12 protein-coding genes, 1 tRNA gene and 1 pseudogene are annotated in these 16,300 nt (G+C 64.1%); all 14 read left to right on the plus strand.

What is annotated here, in order from left to right; genetic code table 11:
- Window positions 1-96 (plus strand): annotated as a pseudogene (locus tag RHOOR87_RS20095) (elongation factor Tu); the annotation flags it as partial.
- A gap of 106 nt (window positions 97-202) precedes the next feature.
- Window positions 203-278 (plus strand) — tRNA-Trp (locus RHOOR87_RS0118135).
- An 82-nt stretch (window positions 279-360) separates the two neighbouring features.
- Window positions 361-756 carry a preprotein translocase subunit SecE gene (secE, locus tag RHOOR87_RS0118140; RefSeq protein ID WP_007514528.1) on the plus strand — a complete coding sequence of 132 codons (396 nt, stop codon included), beginning with the start codon at window positions 361-363 and terminating at the stop codon, window positions 754-756.
- Between the two features lie 7 nt (window positions 757-763).
- On the plus strand, window positions 764-1,324 hold the full coding sequence (gene nusG, locus RHOOR87_RS0118145) for a transcription termination/antitermination protein NusG (protein WP_007514530.1): 561 nt from the start codon (window positions 764-766) through the stop codon (window positions 1,322-1,324).
- 296 nt (window positions 1,325-1,620) lie between these two features.
- Entirely contained in the window at window positions 1,621-2,049 is a 429-nt protein-coding gene (rplK, locus tag RHOOR87_RS0118150; protein WP_007514532.1) for a 50S ribosomal protein L11, read from the plus strand.
- A gap of 3 nt (window positions 2,050-2,052) precedes the next feature.
- Complete coding sequence (rplA, locus tag RHOOR87_RS0118155; protein ID WP_007514534.1) at window positions 2,053-2,757, plus strand: 50S ribosomal protein L1; 705 nt, start codon at window positions 2,053-2,055, stop codon at window positions 2,755-2,757.
- Between the two features lie 350 nt (window positions 2,758-3,107).
- Entirely contained in the window at window positions 3,108-3,641 is a 534-nt protein-coding gene (rplJ, locus tag RHOOR87_RS0118165; RefSeq protein ID WP_007514535.1) for a 50S ribosomal protein L10, read from the plus strand.
- A gap of 44 nt (window positions 3,642-3,685) precedes the next feature.
- Window positions 3,686-4,057 (plus strand): 50S ribosomal protein L7/L12, encoded by a 372-nt coding sequence (rplL, locus tag RHOOR87_RS0118170; protein ID WP_007514537.1) that lies wholly within the window; start codon window positions 3,686-3,688, stop codon window positions 4,055-4,057.
- A 221-nt stretch (window positions 4,058-4,278) separates the two neighbouring features.
- Complete coding sequence (rpoB, locus tag RHOOR87_RS0118175) at window positions 4,279-8,442, plus strand: DNA-directed RNA polymerase subunit beta (RefSeq protein WP_027485835.1); 4,164 nt, start codon at window positions 4,279-4,281, stop codon at window positions 8,440-8,442.
- Between the two features lie 25 nt (window positions 8,443-8,467).
- Window positions 8,468-12,682: a DNA-directed RNA polymerase subunit beta' gene (rpoC, locus tag RHOOR87_RS0118180; RefSeq protein ID WP_007514541.1), complete on the plus strand. Its 4,215-nt coding sequence runs from the start codon at window positions 8,468-8,470 to the stop codon at window positions 12,680-12,682.
- A gap of 177 nt (window positions 12,683-12,859) precedes the next feature.
- Complete coding sequence (rpsL, locus tag RHOOR87_RS0118185) at window positions 12,860-13,234, plus strand: 30S ribosomal protein S12 (RefSeq protein ID WP_007083021.1); 375 nt, start codon at window positions 12,860-12,862, stop codon at window positions 13,232-13,234.
- A gap of 145 nt (window positions 13,235-13,379) precedes the next feature.
- The gene (rpsG, locus tag RHOOR87_RS0118190) at window positions 13,380-13,847 is read left to right on the plus strand and encodes a 30S ribosomal protein S7 (RefSeq protein ID WP_007514548.1); all 468 of its coding nucleotides are present in this window, start codon (window positions 13,380-13,382) and stop codon (window positions 13,845-13,847) included.
- A gap of 131 nt (window positions 13,848-13,978) precedes the next feature.
- Complete coding sequence (fusA, locus tag RHOOR87_RS0118195) at window positions 13,979-16,096, plus strand: elongation factor G (protein ID WP_007514550.1); 2,118 nt, start codon at window positions 13,979-13,981, stop codon at window positions 16,094-16,096.
- Window positions 16,097-16,206: 110 nt separating this feature from the next.
- On the plus strand, window positions 16,207-16,300 hold a 94-nt coding region (locus RHOOR87_RS20100; protein ID WP_005434227.1), incomplete at its 3' end, for a GTP-binding protein.

Below are 16,300 nucleotides of genomic sequence, written 5' to 3' on the forward strand. Positions count from 1 at the left end.
ATCCACCCGATCGCGATGGACGAAGGCCTGCGTTTCGCCATCCGCGAAGGCGGCCGCACCGTCGGCGCCGGTGTGGTGGCCAAGGTCATCAAGTAGGTAGAATGCAGGGAATAGGGACGAGGGAATAGGGAATCGGAAAGGCTCGCGACCCGCACTTTCCGGCTCTTCTATTCCCGCTTCCCTATTCCCTATCTCCATTTTTACGCCAGTAGCTCAATTGGCAGAGCAGCGGTCTCCAAAACCGCAGGTTGGGGGTTCGAGTCCCTCCTGGCGTGCCACTTCCCCGAGGACCAAGACGGGTGACGATGGCAGGGTCGGGCCGCAAGGCACGGCATGCTGCTGACACCGAGTCGCTAGTGCATGAATACCAAGGCAGAACAGCCCAAGGGCACGAACGCCGCCGACATCGGCAAGCTGGTACTGGCGGGCCTGGTGCTGGCTGCCGGTATCTTTGCCTATTCCTGGTTCGGCCGGGACGGCAGCATTTCATCGTCGATACGCCTGCTGGGCGTGCTGGCCGCATTCGTGGTGGCGTCTGCGATTGCCGCGTTCACCGCGCTGGGCCGACGGGTACGGAACTTCATCGCCGAGTCGCAGTTCGAGATGCGCAAGGTGGTCTGGCCGACCCGCGACGAGACGATCAAGACGACCGGCATCATCATCCTGGTGGTGATCGTGTTGTCGTTGCTGCTGGGTCTTATCGACCTGATCCTGAAGTCGGTCATTCTCGACTGGCTGCTGAAGCTGGGTGGTTGAGGTGAGCATGAGCAAGCGCTGGTACGTGGTGCACGCCTATTCGGGTTTCGAGAACCAGGTGAAGCGTTCCCTCGAGGAGCGCATCAAGCGCGCCGCGATGGAGGAGAAGTTCGGCGAGGTGCTGGTGCCGACCGAGGAAGTGATTGAGATGCGCGGCGGCCAGAAGCGGCGCAGCGATCGCAAGTTCTTCCCGGGCTACGTACTGGTGCAGATCGAGACGAACACCGAGGGCAAGTCGCCCCGGATCGACGACGAGTGCTGGCACCTGATCAAGGAAACCCCGAAGGTGATGGGGTTCATCGGCGGCACCGCCGATCGCCCGCTGCCGATCAAGGACAGTGAGGCCGATGCCATCCTCAGCCGCGTGCGCGAGGGCGTCGAGAAGCCTCGCCCCAAGGTGCTGTTCGAACCGGGCGAGATGGTGCGCGTCACCGAGGGTCCGTTCAACGATTTCAACGGCGTGGTCGAGGAAGTCAACTACGAGAAGAGCCGCCTGCGTGTGGCGGTGCTGATCTTCGGTCGTTCGACCCCCGTGGAATTGGAGTTCGGTCAGGTCGAAAAGGCCTGAGTTCGCGAAGGAGCCTGTTCGAGGCTAATCCGCTCGATACCTTCCCCTCTTCTCACCGGCGGGGAAATGGCGCTTCGCCCGGCCGAGGCCCCCTGTCCTTGGATTTCAGCCCGAGGTCATTGCTGGCACGGGGCTTGCTGATGATCCGGTAAATCTCTATACTGCGCGGTTCACGCGGGGTCTTTTTGGCCCGGCGTGTACGCGTTTCGGATCCGCATGAGGCGGGTCTTCCCTCCATCCATGGAACGGTGAACAGCGAGGAGCCGCAAGGCGCCTGGACTCGCGAGGAACATCCAATGGCAAAGAAAGTCGTCGGTTACATCAAGCTGCAGGTCAAGGCCGGTCAGGCCAACCCGTCGCCGCCGGTGGGCCCCGCCCTCGGTCAGCGCGGCCTGAACATCATGGAGTTCTGCAAGGCGTTCAATGCTGCCACGCAGAAGCTGGAGCCGGGTCTGCCGATCCCGACCATCATCACGGCGTACTCCGACCGCAGCTTCACCTTCATCACCAAGACTCCGCCCGCCACCATCCTTCTGAAGAAGGCCACCGGTGTCGCCAAGGGTTCGCAGAAGCCGAACACCGACAAGGTCGGCAAGGTCACCCGCAAGCAGCTGGAAGACATTGCCAAGCAGAAGGAGCCGGATCTGACGGCTGCCGACCTTGACGCCGCGGTGCGCACCATTGCCGGTAGCGCCCGCAGCATGGGCCTGACGGTGGAGGGTTAAGACATGAAGATCACGAAGCGCATGAAGGCCGCGCAGGCCGCGGTGCAGCCGGGCAAGTTCTACGGCCTGGAAGAAGCCCTGAAGATCGTCAAGGACAACGCCAAGGCGAAGTTTGCCGAGTCGGTGGACGTGGCCGTGCGGTTGGGCATCGACGCGAAGAAATCGGACCAGGGCGTGCGTGGTTCCTCGCTGCTGCCGCATGGCACCGGCAAGACCGTCAAAGTCGCCGTGTTCTGCCCGCCGGGCGAGAAGGCCGAGGCCGCCAAGGCCGCCGGTGCCGATGCTGTCGGCATGGACGACCTGGCCGAGCGCATGCAGGGCGGTGATCTCGACTTCGGTCGCGTGATCGCTACGCCGGATGCCATGCGGGTGGTCGGCAAGCTGGGCCAGCTGCTCGGCCCGCGCGGCCTGATGCCGAACCCGAAGGACGGCTCGGTCACCGCGGACGTCGCCACGGCGGTGAAGAACGCCAAGGCCGGCCAGGTGAAGTTCCGCAACGACAAGGCGGGCATCATCCACGCCACCATCGGCAAGGCGAACTTCGAAGCCAGCCAGCTCGCAGACAACCTGAATGCGTTGATCGCCGACCTGCTGAAGGCCAAGCCGGCCACGGCGAAGGGTCAGTTCCTGCAGAAAGTGGCGTTGTCCAGCACGATGGGCGTCGGCGTTGCCGTCGATACCTCGTCGCTGACCATCGCCGCGAAGTAAGAATCAAGTCCCGCACCGGCCAGGTGCCAGTGCGGGCAGTTTTTGAGGGCAGTCCCGGTGTCTGTTGGATGCCGGGACCGCTGTCAAAGACCGCAGGCGCGATCAACGCGCGACGACGACGGGCAGGGAGCTCGGTTTTGGCAGGGAATCGCCGCGTCGCCAACGGGATTGCTTAATCGGGTTTTTCGCGAATCCGGCCTGCGCAGATGGTGCTGCCCCTTCTGGAATCGTTCGATTTGTTCTGGAAAGGCCAACACCCGGGGCACCGCAGTGCCCCCGACGTCACGGAGGGCGTCGCCCAGGACCGCAAGCGGCAGGAGCCGTGAGCGGAGTTCATTTGGAGGAGTGCAATGGCTCTCAATCTGTCTCAGAAGCAAGAAGTAGTCGCCGAACTGGCAGAAGTTGCCGCGAAGGCTCACTCCCTGGTCGCTGCCGAGTATGCGGGCACCACGGTCGCTCAGATGACCGCGATGCGCAAGAAGGCCCGCGAATCCGGCGTGTACTTGCGGGTTGTCAAGAACACGCTGGCGTCGCGCGCCGTGGCCGGTACCGAGTTCGAGGTCGTCAAGGACGCCCTGGTCGGTCCGCTGCTGTACGCATTCTCGACGGAAGAGCCCGGTGCAGCCGGGCGTCTGATCAAGGAATTTGCCAAGGACAACGACAAGCTGAAGGCGAAGCTCGTCTCGGTGGAAGGCAAGCTGCTGCCGGCCGCGCACGTCGACGTGCTGGCCTCGCTGCCGACCCGCGAACAGGCGCTGGCCATGCTGGCCCGCGTACTGGCCGAACCGGCCACGATGTTCGCCCGCGTCGTCAAGGCCGTGGCCGACAAGCAGGGTGGTGGCGAAGTCGCCGCCGAGGCCCCGGCCGAAGCCGAACCCGCCTAAGTTCATCGTCTATCAAATCGAATCCATTTCCAGAGGTAAATGCAATGTCCCTGACCAACGAACAGATCGTTGAAGCCGTCGCCGCCAAGTCGCTGATGGAAGTGATGGACCTGGTGAAGGCCATCGAAGAGAAGTTCGGCGTGACCGCCGCCGCCCCGGTGATGGTTGCCGCAGGCCCGGCCGCTGCCGGCCCGGCCGCCGAAGCGCAGACCGAGTTCGACGTCATCCTGAAGACCGCCGGCGCCAAGAAGGTCGACGTGATCAAGGCTGTCCGCGCGATCACCGGCCTGGGCCTGAAGGAAGCCAAGGACCTCACCGAGGCTGGCGGCGTCCTGAAGGAAGCCGTGTCGAAGGAAGATGCCGAGAAGTTCAAGAAGGACCTCGAAGCTGCCGGCGCCACGGTCGAACTGAAGTAATCGGCGCCCTTGCGCGCCGTCAGTTTGATCTAGCGTCAAGCAAGCCTGGGGGCGCGAGCCCCCGGGCTTTGCCTGCTTAGGCGGGAAGGGGAATGGAGAATAGGGATTCGCAGGTCGACTCCCCATTCTCGATTCCCAAATCCGCGGATTTGTCGAACATCTGATTTTTCATTTAGCCGGTGTGTGCACCACCGGCGTCACTGCGAACCGAGGCGCTACCGATCATGGCCTACTCGTTTACCGAGAAGAAACGCATCCGCAAGGATTTTGGCAAGCGTCCGCCCGTACTGGGCGTGCCGAACCTGCTGACCATCCAGACTGATTCCTACCGGGAGTTCCTGCAGGAGCACGTCGCGCCGAAACAGCGCGGCGAGAAGGGTTTGCATGCCGCGTTGAAGTCGGTGTTCCCGATCTCCAGCTATTCGGGCAATGCCGCGCTCGAGTACGTCGACTATCGCCTGGGCGAGCCGGCGTTCGACGAGCGCGAGTGCCGCAACCGCGGCATGACCTACGGCGCCCCGCTGCGCACCACCGTGCGCCTGGTCATCTACGACAAGGACAGCCCGGCCTCGAAGAAGGTGGTCAAGTACATCAAGGAGCAGGAAGTCTACATGGGCGAGATTCCGCTCATGACCGACACCGGCACCTTCATCATCAACGGCACCGAGCGCGTGATCGTCTCGCAGCTGCATCGTTCGCCGGGCGTGTTCTTCGACCACGACCGCGGCAAGACGCACAGCTCGGGCAAGCTCTTGTTCTCGGCCCGCGTGATTCCCTACCGCGGCTCCTGGCTGGACTTCGAGTTCGACCCGAAGGACGCGCTGTTCACCCGCATCGACCGTCGCCGCAAGCTGCCGGTGACGGTGCTGCTGCGCGCGCTCGGCTACAGCAACGAGGAGATGCTGGGCATCTTCTTCGAGCACAACGTGTTCCATCTCGGCAAGAAGGGCGGCACCACGCTGGAGCTGGTCGCCGAGCGCCTGCGCGGCGAGACGCTCTCCTTCGACCTGGCGATCGGCGGCAAGGTACTGGTGGAAGCCGGCAAGCGCATCACTGCGCGCCACGTGCGCCAGCTGGCGGCCGAGAACATCACCGCGCTGGAAGTGCCGGACGACTATCCGGTAGGCCGCATCGTGGCGACCGACATCGTCGACGCCAAGACCGGCGAGCTGCTGGCCTCGGCGAATGACGAGATCACCGCCGAACAACTGGAGAACTTCCGCAAGGCCGGCATCGAGATCGTGCCCACGCTGTACGTCAACGACCTCGATCGCGGCGCCTACATCTCGCATACCCTGCGCATCGACAACACCAAGACGCCGCTGGAGGCGCTGGTGGAAATCTATCGCATGATGCGCCCGGGCGAGCCGCCGACCAAGGACGCCGCGCAGAACCTGTTCTTCAACCTGTTCTTCACTTTCGACCGCTACGACCTGTCGGGCGTGGGCCGGATGAAGTTCAACCGCCGCGTGGGCCGCAAGGACATCCTCGGTCCGGGCGTGCTGTACGACCACAAGTACTTCAGCGAGCGCAAGGAAGATGCGTCGCAGGCGATGGTCAAGGAACTGGGCGAAAGCTCCGACATCCTCGACGTGCTGAAGGTGCTGATCGACATCAAGAACGGCCACGGCACCGTCGACGACATCGACCACCTGGGCAACCGTCGCGTGCGTTCGGTCGGCGAGATGGCCGAGAACACCTTCCGTATCGGCCTGGTGCGCGTCGAGCGCGCGGTGCGCGAGCGTCTGTCGCTGGCCGAGGCCGATGGCCTGACCCCGCAGGACCTGATCAACGCCAAGCCGGTCGCGGCAGCGGTGAAGGAGTTCTTCGGCTCCTCGCAGCTGTCGCAGTTCATGGACCAGAACAACCCGCTGTCCGAAGTGACGCACAAGCGCCGCGTCTCCGCGCTCGGGCCGGGCGGCCTGACCCGCGAACGCGCCGGCTTCGAAGTGCGCGACGTGCATCCGACCCACTACGGCCGCGTCTGCACCATCGAGACCCCGGAAGGCCCGAACATCGGCCTGATCAACTCGCTGGCCGTGTATGCCCGCACCAATGCCTACGGCTTCCTCGAGACGCCGTACCGCAAGGTCGCCAACAGCAAGGTCACCGACAAGGTCGACTATCTGTCGGCGATCGAGGAAGGCGACCACGTGATCGCGCAGGCGAACTCGCCGCTGGACAAGCACGGCGCGTTCCTGGAGGACTTCGTGTCCTGCCGTTTCCGCGGTGAATCCGAGCTGCGTCCGGCCTCCGAAGTGGACTACATGGACGTCTCGCCGATGCAGACCGTGTCGGTCGCCGCGGCGCTGGTGCCGTTCCTCGAGCATGACGACGCGAACCGCGCCCTGATGGGCGCGAACATGCAGCGCCAGGCCGTGCCGACCCTGCGCTCGCAGACGCCGCTGGTGGGTACCGGCATCGAACGCGCGGTGGCGCGCGACTCCGGTGTCATCGTCAGCGCCAAGCGCGGTGGCGTGATCGACCAGGTCGATGCGGCGCGTATCGTGGTGCGCGTGAACGAGGAAGAGGTCGGCGACAACGACGCCGGCGTCGACATCTACACGCTGACCAAGTACACCCGCTCCAACCAGAACACCAACCTCAACCAGCGCCCGCTGGTGAACGTCGGCGACGTGGTGGCGAAGGGCGACACGCTGGCCGACGGTTCGTCGACCGACCTGGGCGAGCTCGCGCTCGGCCAGAACATGCTGATCGCGTTCATGCCGTGGAACGGCTACAACTTCGAGGACTCGATCCTGCTCTCCGAGCGCGTCGTGCAGGAAGACCGCTACACCTCGATCCACATCGAGGAGCTGTCCTGCATCGCGCGCGACACCAAGCTGGGCGCCGAGGAAATCACCGCCGACATCCCGAACGTGGGCGAGCAGGCGCTGGCGCGGCTGGACGAGTCGGGCATCGTCTACATCGGTGCCGAGGTGAAGGCCGGCGACATCATGGTCGGCAAGGTCACGCCGAAGGGCGAGAGCCAGCTCACGCCGGAAGAGAAGCTGCTGCGCGCGATCTTCGGCGAGAAGGCGTCCGACGTGAAGGACTCGTCCTTGCGCGTGCCGCCGGGCATGGACGGCACCGTCATCGACGTGCAGGTGTTCACCCGCGACGGCATCGAGAAGGACAAGCGCGCCAAGCAGATCGAGGAAACCGAGGTCAAGCGGGTCCGCAAGGATCTGGACGACCAGTTCCGCATCCTCGAAGGCGCGATCTACAGCCGCATGCGTACCCAGCTGGTCGGCAAGTCCGCGATGAGCGGTCCGGGCGGCCTGAAGCGTGGCGCCGAGATCACCGACGCCTACCTGGACGGCCTGAAGAAGGACGACTGGTTCAAGATCAACGTCAAGGACGAGGACGTCACCGAGTTCCTCGAGCGCGCCGCCGACCAGATCAAGCGCCACAAGGAGGAATTCGACAAGCGCTTCAAGGAGAAGCAGGGCAAGATCACCCAGGGCGACGACCTCGCACCGGGCGTGCTGAAGATGGTCAAGGTGTTCCTGGCCGTGAAGCGCCGCATCCAGCCGGGCGACAAGATGGCCGGTCGCCACGGCAACAAGGGCGTGGTGTCGAACGTGGTGCCGGTGGAGGACATGCCGTACTCCGCCGACGGCGTGCCGGTCGACATCGTGCTGAACCCGCTGGGCGTGCCGTCGCGCATGAACATCGGGCAGATCCTGGAAGTGCATCTGGGCTGGGCCGCCAAGGGCCTGGGCAAGAAGATCCAGAAGATGCTCGAAGCGCAGGAGAAGGTGGCCAAGATCCGCGAGTTCCTCGACCAGATCTACAACAACCACGTCGCCGGCGCGGTGCAGCACGTCGACCTGAAGTCGCTCACCGACAAGGAAATCTTCGCGCTCGCCACCAACCTGCAGGAAGGCGTGCCGATGGCGACGCCGGTGTTCGACGGTGCGGAAGAGACCGAGATCAAGGCGATGCTGAGGCTGGCGGACCTGCCCGAGTCGGGCCAGACCACGCTGTACGACGGCCGTACCGGCGAGGCGTTCGATCGCCCGGTTACCGTCGGCTACATGCATTACCTGAAGCTCAACCACCTGGTCGACGACAAGATGCACGCGCGCTCCACCGGCCCGTACTCGCTGGTTACCCAGCAGCCGCTGGGCGGCAAGGCGCAGTTCGGCGGCCAGCGCTTCGGCGAGATGGAAGTGTGGGCGCTGGAAGCCTACGGCGCGGCCTACACCCTGCAGGAAATGCTGACGGTGAAGTCCGACGACGTGCAGGGCCGCAACCAGATGTACAAGAACATTGTCGACGGCAACCACGAAATGTCCGCGGGCATGCCGGAATCCTTCAACGTGCTGGTGAAGGAAATCCGCTCGCTCGCCATCGACATCGATCTGGAAGAGATCAAGTGATCCGCGCAGTCACCGGAGATTTCGAATGAAAGACCTGCTCAATCTGTTCAACCAGCAGCGCGCGACGCCGGATTTCGATGCGATCAAGATCGCGCTGGCCTCGCCGGAGCTGATCCGCTCGTGGTCGTACGGCGAAGTGAAGAAGCCGGAGACGATCAACTACCGCACCTTCAAGCCGGAGCGTGACGGCCTGTTCTGCGCCGCGATCTTCGGACCGGTGAAGGACTACGAGTGCCTGTGCGGCAAGTACAAGCGCATGAAGCATCGCGGCGTGGTCTGCGAGAAGTGCGGCACCGAGGTCACCCTGGCCAAGGTGCGTCGCGAGCGCATGGGCCACATCGAGCTGGCCAGCCCGACCGCGCACATCTGGTTCTTGAAGTCGCTGCCCTCGCGCATCGGCCTGATGCTGGACATGACCCTGCGCGACATCGAGCGCATCCTGTACTTCGAAGCCTTCGTGGTGATCGATCCGGGCATGACCGCGCTGGAGCGCGGCCAGCTGCTCAGCGAAGACCAGTACCTGGAAGCGACCGAAGAACATGGCGACGAGTTCGACGCGCGGATGGGCGCCGAGGCGGTGTTCCACCTGCTGAAATCGCTCGACCTGCCGGGCGAAGTGATCCGCCTGAAGGAAGAGATCGGCTCGACCAACTCCGAGACCAAGCTGAAGCGGCTGACCAAGCGCGTCAAGCTGATCGAGGCGTTCCTCGAATCCGGCAACAAGCCGGAGTGGATGGTGCTGACCGTTCTTCCCGTGCTGCCGCCGGACCTGCGTCCGCTGGTGCCGCTGGACGGGGGCCGTTTCGCGACCTCCGACCTGAACGACCTGTACCGTCGCGTCATCAACCGCAACAACCGCCTGAAGCGGCTGCTCGAGCTCAATGCGCCCGACATCATCGTGCGCAACGAGAAGCGCATGCTGCAGGAATCGGTCGATGCGCTGCTCGACAACGGCCGCCGCGGCCGTGCCATCACCGGCACCAACAAGCGCGCGCTGAAATCGCTCGCCGACATGATCAAGGGCAAGCAGGGCCGCTTCCGCCAGAACCTGCTCGGCAAGCGCGTGGACTACTCCGGTCGCTCGGTGATCGTGGTCGGTCCGACCCTGCGCCTGCACCAGTGCGGCCTGCCCAAGAAGATGGCGCTGGAGCTGTTCAAGCCGTTCATCTTCGCCAAGCTGCAGGCGCGTGGCGAAGCCACCACGATCAAGGCGGCGAAGAAGCTGGTCGAGCGCGAAGAGGCCCAGGTGTGGGACATCCTCGAAGAGGTGATCCGCGAACATCCGGTACTGCTGAACCGTGCGCCGACCCTGCACCGTCTGGGTATCCAGGCGTTCGAGCCGAAGCTGATCGAAGGCAAGGCGATCCAGCTGCATCCGCTGGTCTGTACGGCGTTCAACGCCGACTTCGACGGCGACCAGATGGCCGTCCACGTGCCGCTGTCGATCGAGGCGCAGCTGGAAGCGCGCACGCTGATGATGTCGTCCAACAACATCCTCAGCCCCGCCAACGGTGAGCCGATCATCGTGCCGACCCAGGACGTGGTGCTGGGCCTGTACTACATGACCCGCGAGCTGATCAATGCCAAGGGCACCGGCATGGTGTTCTCCGGCATTTCCGAGGCGCGTCGCGCGTACGACAACCGTGCGGTCGAGCTGCATGCCCGGGTCAAGGTGCGCCTGAAGCTGGTGCATATCGCCGAGGACGGCGCCCGTACCCACGAGACGAAGATCGTCGACACCACCGTCGGCCGTGCGCTGCTGGCCGAAATCCTGCCGGAGGGCCTGCCGTTCGAGCTGGCCAATACCGAGCTGACCAAGAAGAACATCTCGCGCCTGATCAACTCCAGCTACCGTTTGCTGGGCCTGAAGGAAACGGTGGTGTTCGCCGACAAGCTGATGTACACCGGCTACCGGTTCGCCACCCGCGCGGGCATCTCGATCGGCATCGATGACATGCTGATCCCGGCCGAGAAGAAGACTATCCTCGACGAAGCCGAGAAGGAAGTCGTCGAGATCCAGCAGCAATACCAGTCGGGCCTGGTCACCGCCGGCGAGCGTTACAACAAGGTGGTCGACATCTGGTCGCGCACCAGCGAGCAGGTGGCCAAGGCGATGATCGACGGCATCGGCACCGAGAAGGTCGTCGATGCCGAGGGCAAGACGGTCAGCCAGAAGTCGATGAACTCGCTGTACATCATGGCCGACTCCGGCGCGCGCGGCTCGGTAGCGCAGATCCGCCAGCTGGCCGGCATGCGCGGCCTGATGGCGCGGCCGGACGGCTCGATCATCGAGACCCCGATCAAGGCCAACTTCCGCGAAGGCCTGAACGTGCTGCAGTACTTCAACTCGACCCACGGCGCCCGCAAGGGTCTGGCGGATACCGCGCTGAAGACCGCCAATTCCGGTTACCTGACCCGCCGCCTGGTGGACGTGGCGCAGGACGTAGTCATCACGATGGACGACTGCGGCACCGAGGACGGTGTCACCATGCAGCCGATCGTCGAGGGTGGCGATGTGGTCGAGCCGTTGCGCGACCGCGTACTCGGCCGCGTGGTGGTCGAGGACGTCTACGCCCCGGGCGACGATGACCGGCCGATCGTCACCCGCGACACCCTGCTCAACGAAGCCCTGGTCGAGAAGCTCGACAAGGCCGGCGTGCAGATCGTCAAGGTACGTTCGCCGATCACCTGCGAAGCCATCCACGGCGTGTGCAAGCTGTGCTACGGCCGCGACCTGGCCCGTGGCCACCTGGTCAACATGGGCGAGGCCGTGGGCGTGGTCGCCGCGCAGTCGATCGGCGAGCCAGGCACCCAGCTGACCATGCGTACCTTCCACATCGGCGGCGCGGCTTCGCGCGCGGCGGCGGTGGACAACGTGACGGTGAAGACCACCGGTTCGCTGAAGTTCAACAATCTGAAGTCGGTGCAGCACAAGCAGGGCAACCTGGTGGCGGTGTCGCGCTCGGGCGAACTGAGCGTGATCGACGCCAGCGGTCGCGAGCGCGAGCGCTACAAGGTGCCGTACGGCGCCGTCATCGCGGTCAAGGATGGCGCCCCGGTCAAGCCGGGCCAGACCGTGGCGAACTGGGATCCGCATACCCATCCGATCGTCACCGAGGTGGCCGGCGTGGTGCGCTTCATCGACTTCCTCGATGGTGTCACCGTGCAGAGCCAGACCGACGAGCTGACCGGTCTGGAGTCGGCGGTGGTCACCGATCCGAAGCGTCGCGGCGCGCAGGCGAAGGACCTGCGTCCGATCGTACGTCTGGAAGATGCCAAGGGCCGCGAGCTGAAGCTGCCGGGCACCGACATTGCCGCGCAGTACTTCCTGCCGGCCGGTGCGATCGTGTCGATCCAGAACGGCGCGGAAGTGGGCGTAGGCGACGTGATCGCGCGCATTCCACAGGAAACCTCCAAGACCCGCGACATCACCGGCGGTCTGCCGCGCGTGGCCGACCTGTTCGAGGCACGCAAGCCGAAGGAGCCGGCAATCCTGGCCGAGCGCTCCGGCATCGTCAGCTTCGGCAAGGACACCAAGGGCAAGCAGCGCCTGATCATCAAGGACGCCGACGGCAACGAGCACGAGGAGCTGATTCCGAAGTGGCGTCAGGTCATCGTGTTCGAGGGCGAGCATGTGGAGAAGGGCGAGACCGTCGTCGACGGCGAGCCGAATCCGCATGACATCCTGCGCCTGCTCGGCGTGGAGCCGCTGGCCACCTACCTGGTCAAGGAAATCCAGGACGTGTACCGCCTGCAGGGCGTGAAGATCAACGACAAACACATCGAGGCGATCATTCGCCAGATGCTGCGCAAGGTCGAAATCGTCGAGCCGGGCGACAGCCACTACCTGCGCGGCGAGCAGGTCGAGCGCGTGCGGATCAACGGCGAGAACGAGCGGGCGACCGCCAAGGGCGAGCGTCCGGCGGATTACCAGTCGGTGCTGTTGGGCATCACCAAGGCGTCGCTGGCGACCGAGTCGTTCATCTCGGCAGCCTCGTTCCAGGAAACTACCCGCGTCCTTACCGAGGCGGCGGTTCGCGGCACCCGCGACAGCTTGCGTGGCCTGAAGGAAAATGTTATTGTCGGCCGTCTTATTCCGGCAGGTACGGGTCTGGCATACCACGCATCGCGTCGTCGCCAGGGCGGTTTGACCGCCACGGAGCTGGAGACTCTTTCCGGCTCCACGCCTGCAGTCTCGTTCGCCGAGGCTTCGGCCGGTGGTGAAAACGGTGTCGAGTAAATCCGTTCGGGATCTTGCTCGCTGACATACGAAATGAGGTGCAGGGACGCACCTCGTGTTCGGGTCCAGGACGGCTGAGCGCTGGCTTGCCTATGGCGGGCCGCTCATGTTAAATTCCCGCTTCTTGGCAGACCGAGCTTATTCGGGCTGCCTTTATGTTTTCAGGAACAGCTTCGCATGACGACAGTCAACCAGTTGGTGCGCAAAAACCGCAGCCCCAAGACCTACAAGAGTGGGTCGCCTGCACTGCAGAGCAGCCCGCAGCGTCGTGGCGTCTGCACGCGCGTTTACACGACCACTCCGAAGAAGCCGAACTCGGCCCTGCGCAAGGTTGCCAAGGTGCGCCTGACCAACGGCTTCGAGGTCATCAGCTACATCGGTGGCGAAGGCCACAACCTGCAGGAGCACTCGGTGGTGCTGATCCGCGGCGGCCGCGTCAAGGACTTGCCGGGCGTGCGCTACCACACGGTACGCGGCAGCCTCGATTGCGCCGGCGTCACCAAGCGTCGCCAGTCGCGCTCGAAGTACGGCGCCAAGCGCCCGAAGAAGTAACGGCGGCTTACTTACTCGAAGAGTGCGGCCACGGACGGTCGCTTTTGCTCGGCAGGCATGGTGCCTGCAAGAAATACAACAGTGCGGCCAGGGTGGTCGCTTTTCCGGTGGGCAGGAATGCCCGCAAAAATAACGGACAAAAAACATGTCGCGCAAAGGTTCACATCCCGCCCGTCTGGTTCTGCCGGATCCCAAGCATGGCAGTCAGCTGATCGCCCGTTTCATCAACATGGTGATGAAGAGCGGCAAGAAATCGGTCGCCGAGAGCATCGTCTACGGTGCGCTGCAGCATATCGGCGAGAAGAATGCCGAGCCGGTGGCGCTGGTCGAGAAAGCGCTGAACAACATCGCTCCGGCGGTCGAGGTGAAGTCTCGCCGTGTCGGCGGCGCGACCTACCAGGTGCCGGTCGAAGTGCGTCCGGGTCGCCGCATGGCGCTGGCGATGCGCTGGGTCATCGACGCTGCCCGCAAGCGCGGCGAAACCTCGATGCCGCGCAAGCTGGCTGCCGAATTGCTGGAAGCTTCGGAAAGCCGCGGCGGCGCCGCCAAGAAGCGCGAGGAAACGCACCGCATGGCAGAGGCCAACAAGGCCTTCTCGCACTACAGGTGGTAAGTGGGTCGGGTCCTTGCCGTCGTCGCTGATGGCGAGGCGGCTCCGCCATCCTGGCAGACTCCTAAATAGAAGCGCGACCCGGACGGTCGTTTTCGAAACAGGGCAGGGTTGCCCGGCAAAGGTAAATATCCATGGCACGCACCACTCCCATCGAGCGCTACCGCAACTTTGGCATCATGGCTCACATCGATGCCGGCAAGACCACCACCACGGAGCGCATCCTGTTCTACACCGGCGTCAGCCACAAGATCGGCGAAGTGCACGACGGTGCGGCCACGATGGACTGGATGGAGCAGGAGCAGGAGCGCGGCATTACCATCACGTCGGCGGCCACGACGGCGTTCTGGAAAGGCATGGATCGTTCCATGCCCGAGCACCGCTTCAACATCATCGACACCCCGGGACACGTGGACTTCACCATCGAGGTCGAGCGTTCGCTGCGCGTGCTTGATGGCGCGGTATTCGTGTTGTGCGCGGTTGGTGGCGTGCAGCCGCAGTCCGAGACCGTGTGGCGCCAGGCCAACAAGTACAAGGTCCCGCGCCTTGCCTTCGTCAACAAGATGGATCGCACCGGCGCGAACTTCAGCAAGGTGATCGAGCAGCTGAAGGCTCGCCTGGGTGCCCATCCGGTGCCGATGCAGGTGCCGATCGGCGCCGAGGACAACTTCGCGGGCGTGGTCGACCTGCTCAAGATGAAGGCGATCATCTGGGACATGGAGTCCCAGGGCATGAAGTTCGAGTACCAGGAGATCCCGGCGAATCTGGCCGACAAGGCCGCCGAGGCGCGCAGCTTCATGGTGGAGTCGGCTGCCGAGGCCACCGAGGAGCTGATGAACAAGTATCTCGAGGGCGGCGACCTCAGCGAGGAGGAGATCATTGCCGGTCTGCGCCAGCGCACGCTCGCGAACGAGATCATCCCGGTATTCTGTGGCACGGCGTTCAAGAACAAGGGCGTCCAGGCGATGCTCGACGCCGTGGTCCAGCTGCTGCCGTCGCCTGCCGATCGCCCGCCGGTCGCCGGTGTCGACGAGAACGAACACGAAGCCACGCGCAAGGCCGATGACGCCGCGCCGTTCTCCGCGCTGGCGTTCAAGATCATGACCGACCCGTTCGTCGGCTCGCTGACGTTCTTCCGCGTCTACTCGGGCACGCTGAACTCCGGCGACGCCGTGTACAACCCGATCAAGAGCAAGAAGGAGCGCATCGGCCGCATCCTGCAGATGCACGCGAACGAGCGTCAGGAACTGAAGGAAGTGCGTGCCGGCGACATCGCCGCCGCGGTCGGCTTGAAGGACGTGACGACCGGCGACACGCTGTGCGCGCAGGATCACGTGATCACCCTGGAGCGGATGACGTTCCCGGAGCCGGTGATTTCGATGGCGGTCGAGCCGAAGACCAAGTCGGACCAGGAGAAGATGGGCATCGCGCTCGGTCGTCTGGCCGCGGAAGATCCGTCGTTCCGCGTGCGCACGGACGAGGAGTCGGGTCAGACGATCATCTCGGGCATGGGCGAGTTGCACCTGGACATCCTGGTCGACCGCATGCGTCGCGAGTTCAACGTCGAGGCCAATGTCGGCAAGCCGCAGGTGGCCTATCGCGAGACGATTCGTGCTTCGGATGTCAAGTCTGACTACAAGCACGCCAAGCAGTCGGGCGGCAAGGGCCAGTACGGTCACGTCGTGATCGAGCTGTCGCCGATGACCGACGCCGACCGTGCCGATCCGAACGTGAAGGACGACTTCCTCTTCATCAACGACATCACCGGCGGCGTGATCCCGAAGGAATTCATCCCGTCGGTCGAGAAGGGCCTGCGCGAGACCATCACCAGCGGTCCGCTGGCCGGCTTCCCGGTGGTGGGCGTGAAGGTCAAACTGGTGTTCGGTTCGTACCACGATGTCGACTCGTCCGAAATGGCGTTCAAGCTGGCTGCTTCGATGGCATTCAAGCAGGGCTTCGCCAAGGCGAACCCGGTGCTGCTCGAGCCAATCATGAAGGTCGAGGTGGTGACCCCGGAAGAGTACGTCGGTGACGTGATGGGTGACATGAGCCGTCGTCGCGGCCTGCTCCAGGGTCAGGACGACACGCCCTCGGGCAAGACCATCGACGCAATGGTCCCGCTGGGCGAGATGTTCGGTTATGCGACGACGATCCGCTCGCTGACCCAGGGCCGCGCCACCTTCACGATGGAATTCGACCACTATGCCGAAGCGCCGAACAACATCGCCGAACAGGTCATGAAGAAGGCCTGACCGGGCCGGCTTTCCCACGCTTAATTAGTGCGATCGATCCCTGATCGCGAAAATCGAAGAGCGGCCCCGCGGCCGCGCTAATTGATTGGTTCTTTCTAGAGGTCAGAGTCATGGCAAAGGGTAAATTCGAACGCACCAAGCCGCACGTCAACGTCGGCACGATTGGTCACGTGGATCACGGCAAGACGACGCTGACGGCGGCGC

Origin of the sequence: Rhodanobacter sp. OR87 (genome assembly GCF_000473345.1) — a bacterium.
Taxonomy (GTDB): domain Bacteria; phylum Pseudomonadota; class Gammaproteobacteria; order Xanthomonadales; family Rhodanobacteraceae; genus Rhodanobacter; species Rhodanobacter denitrificans.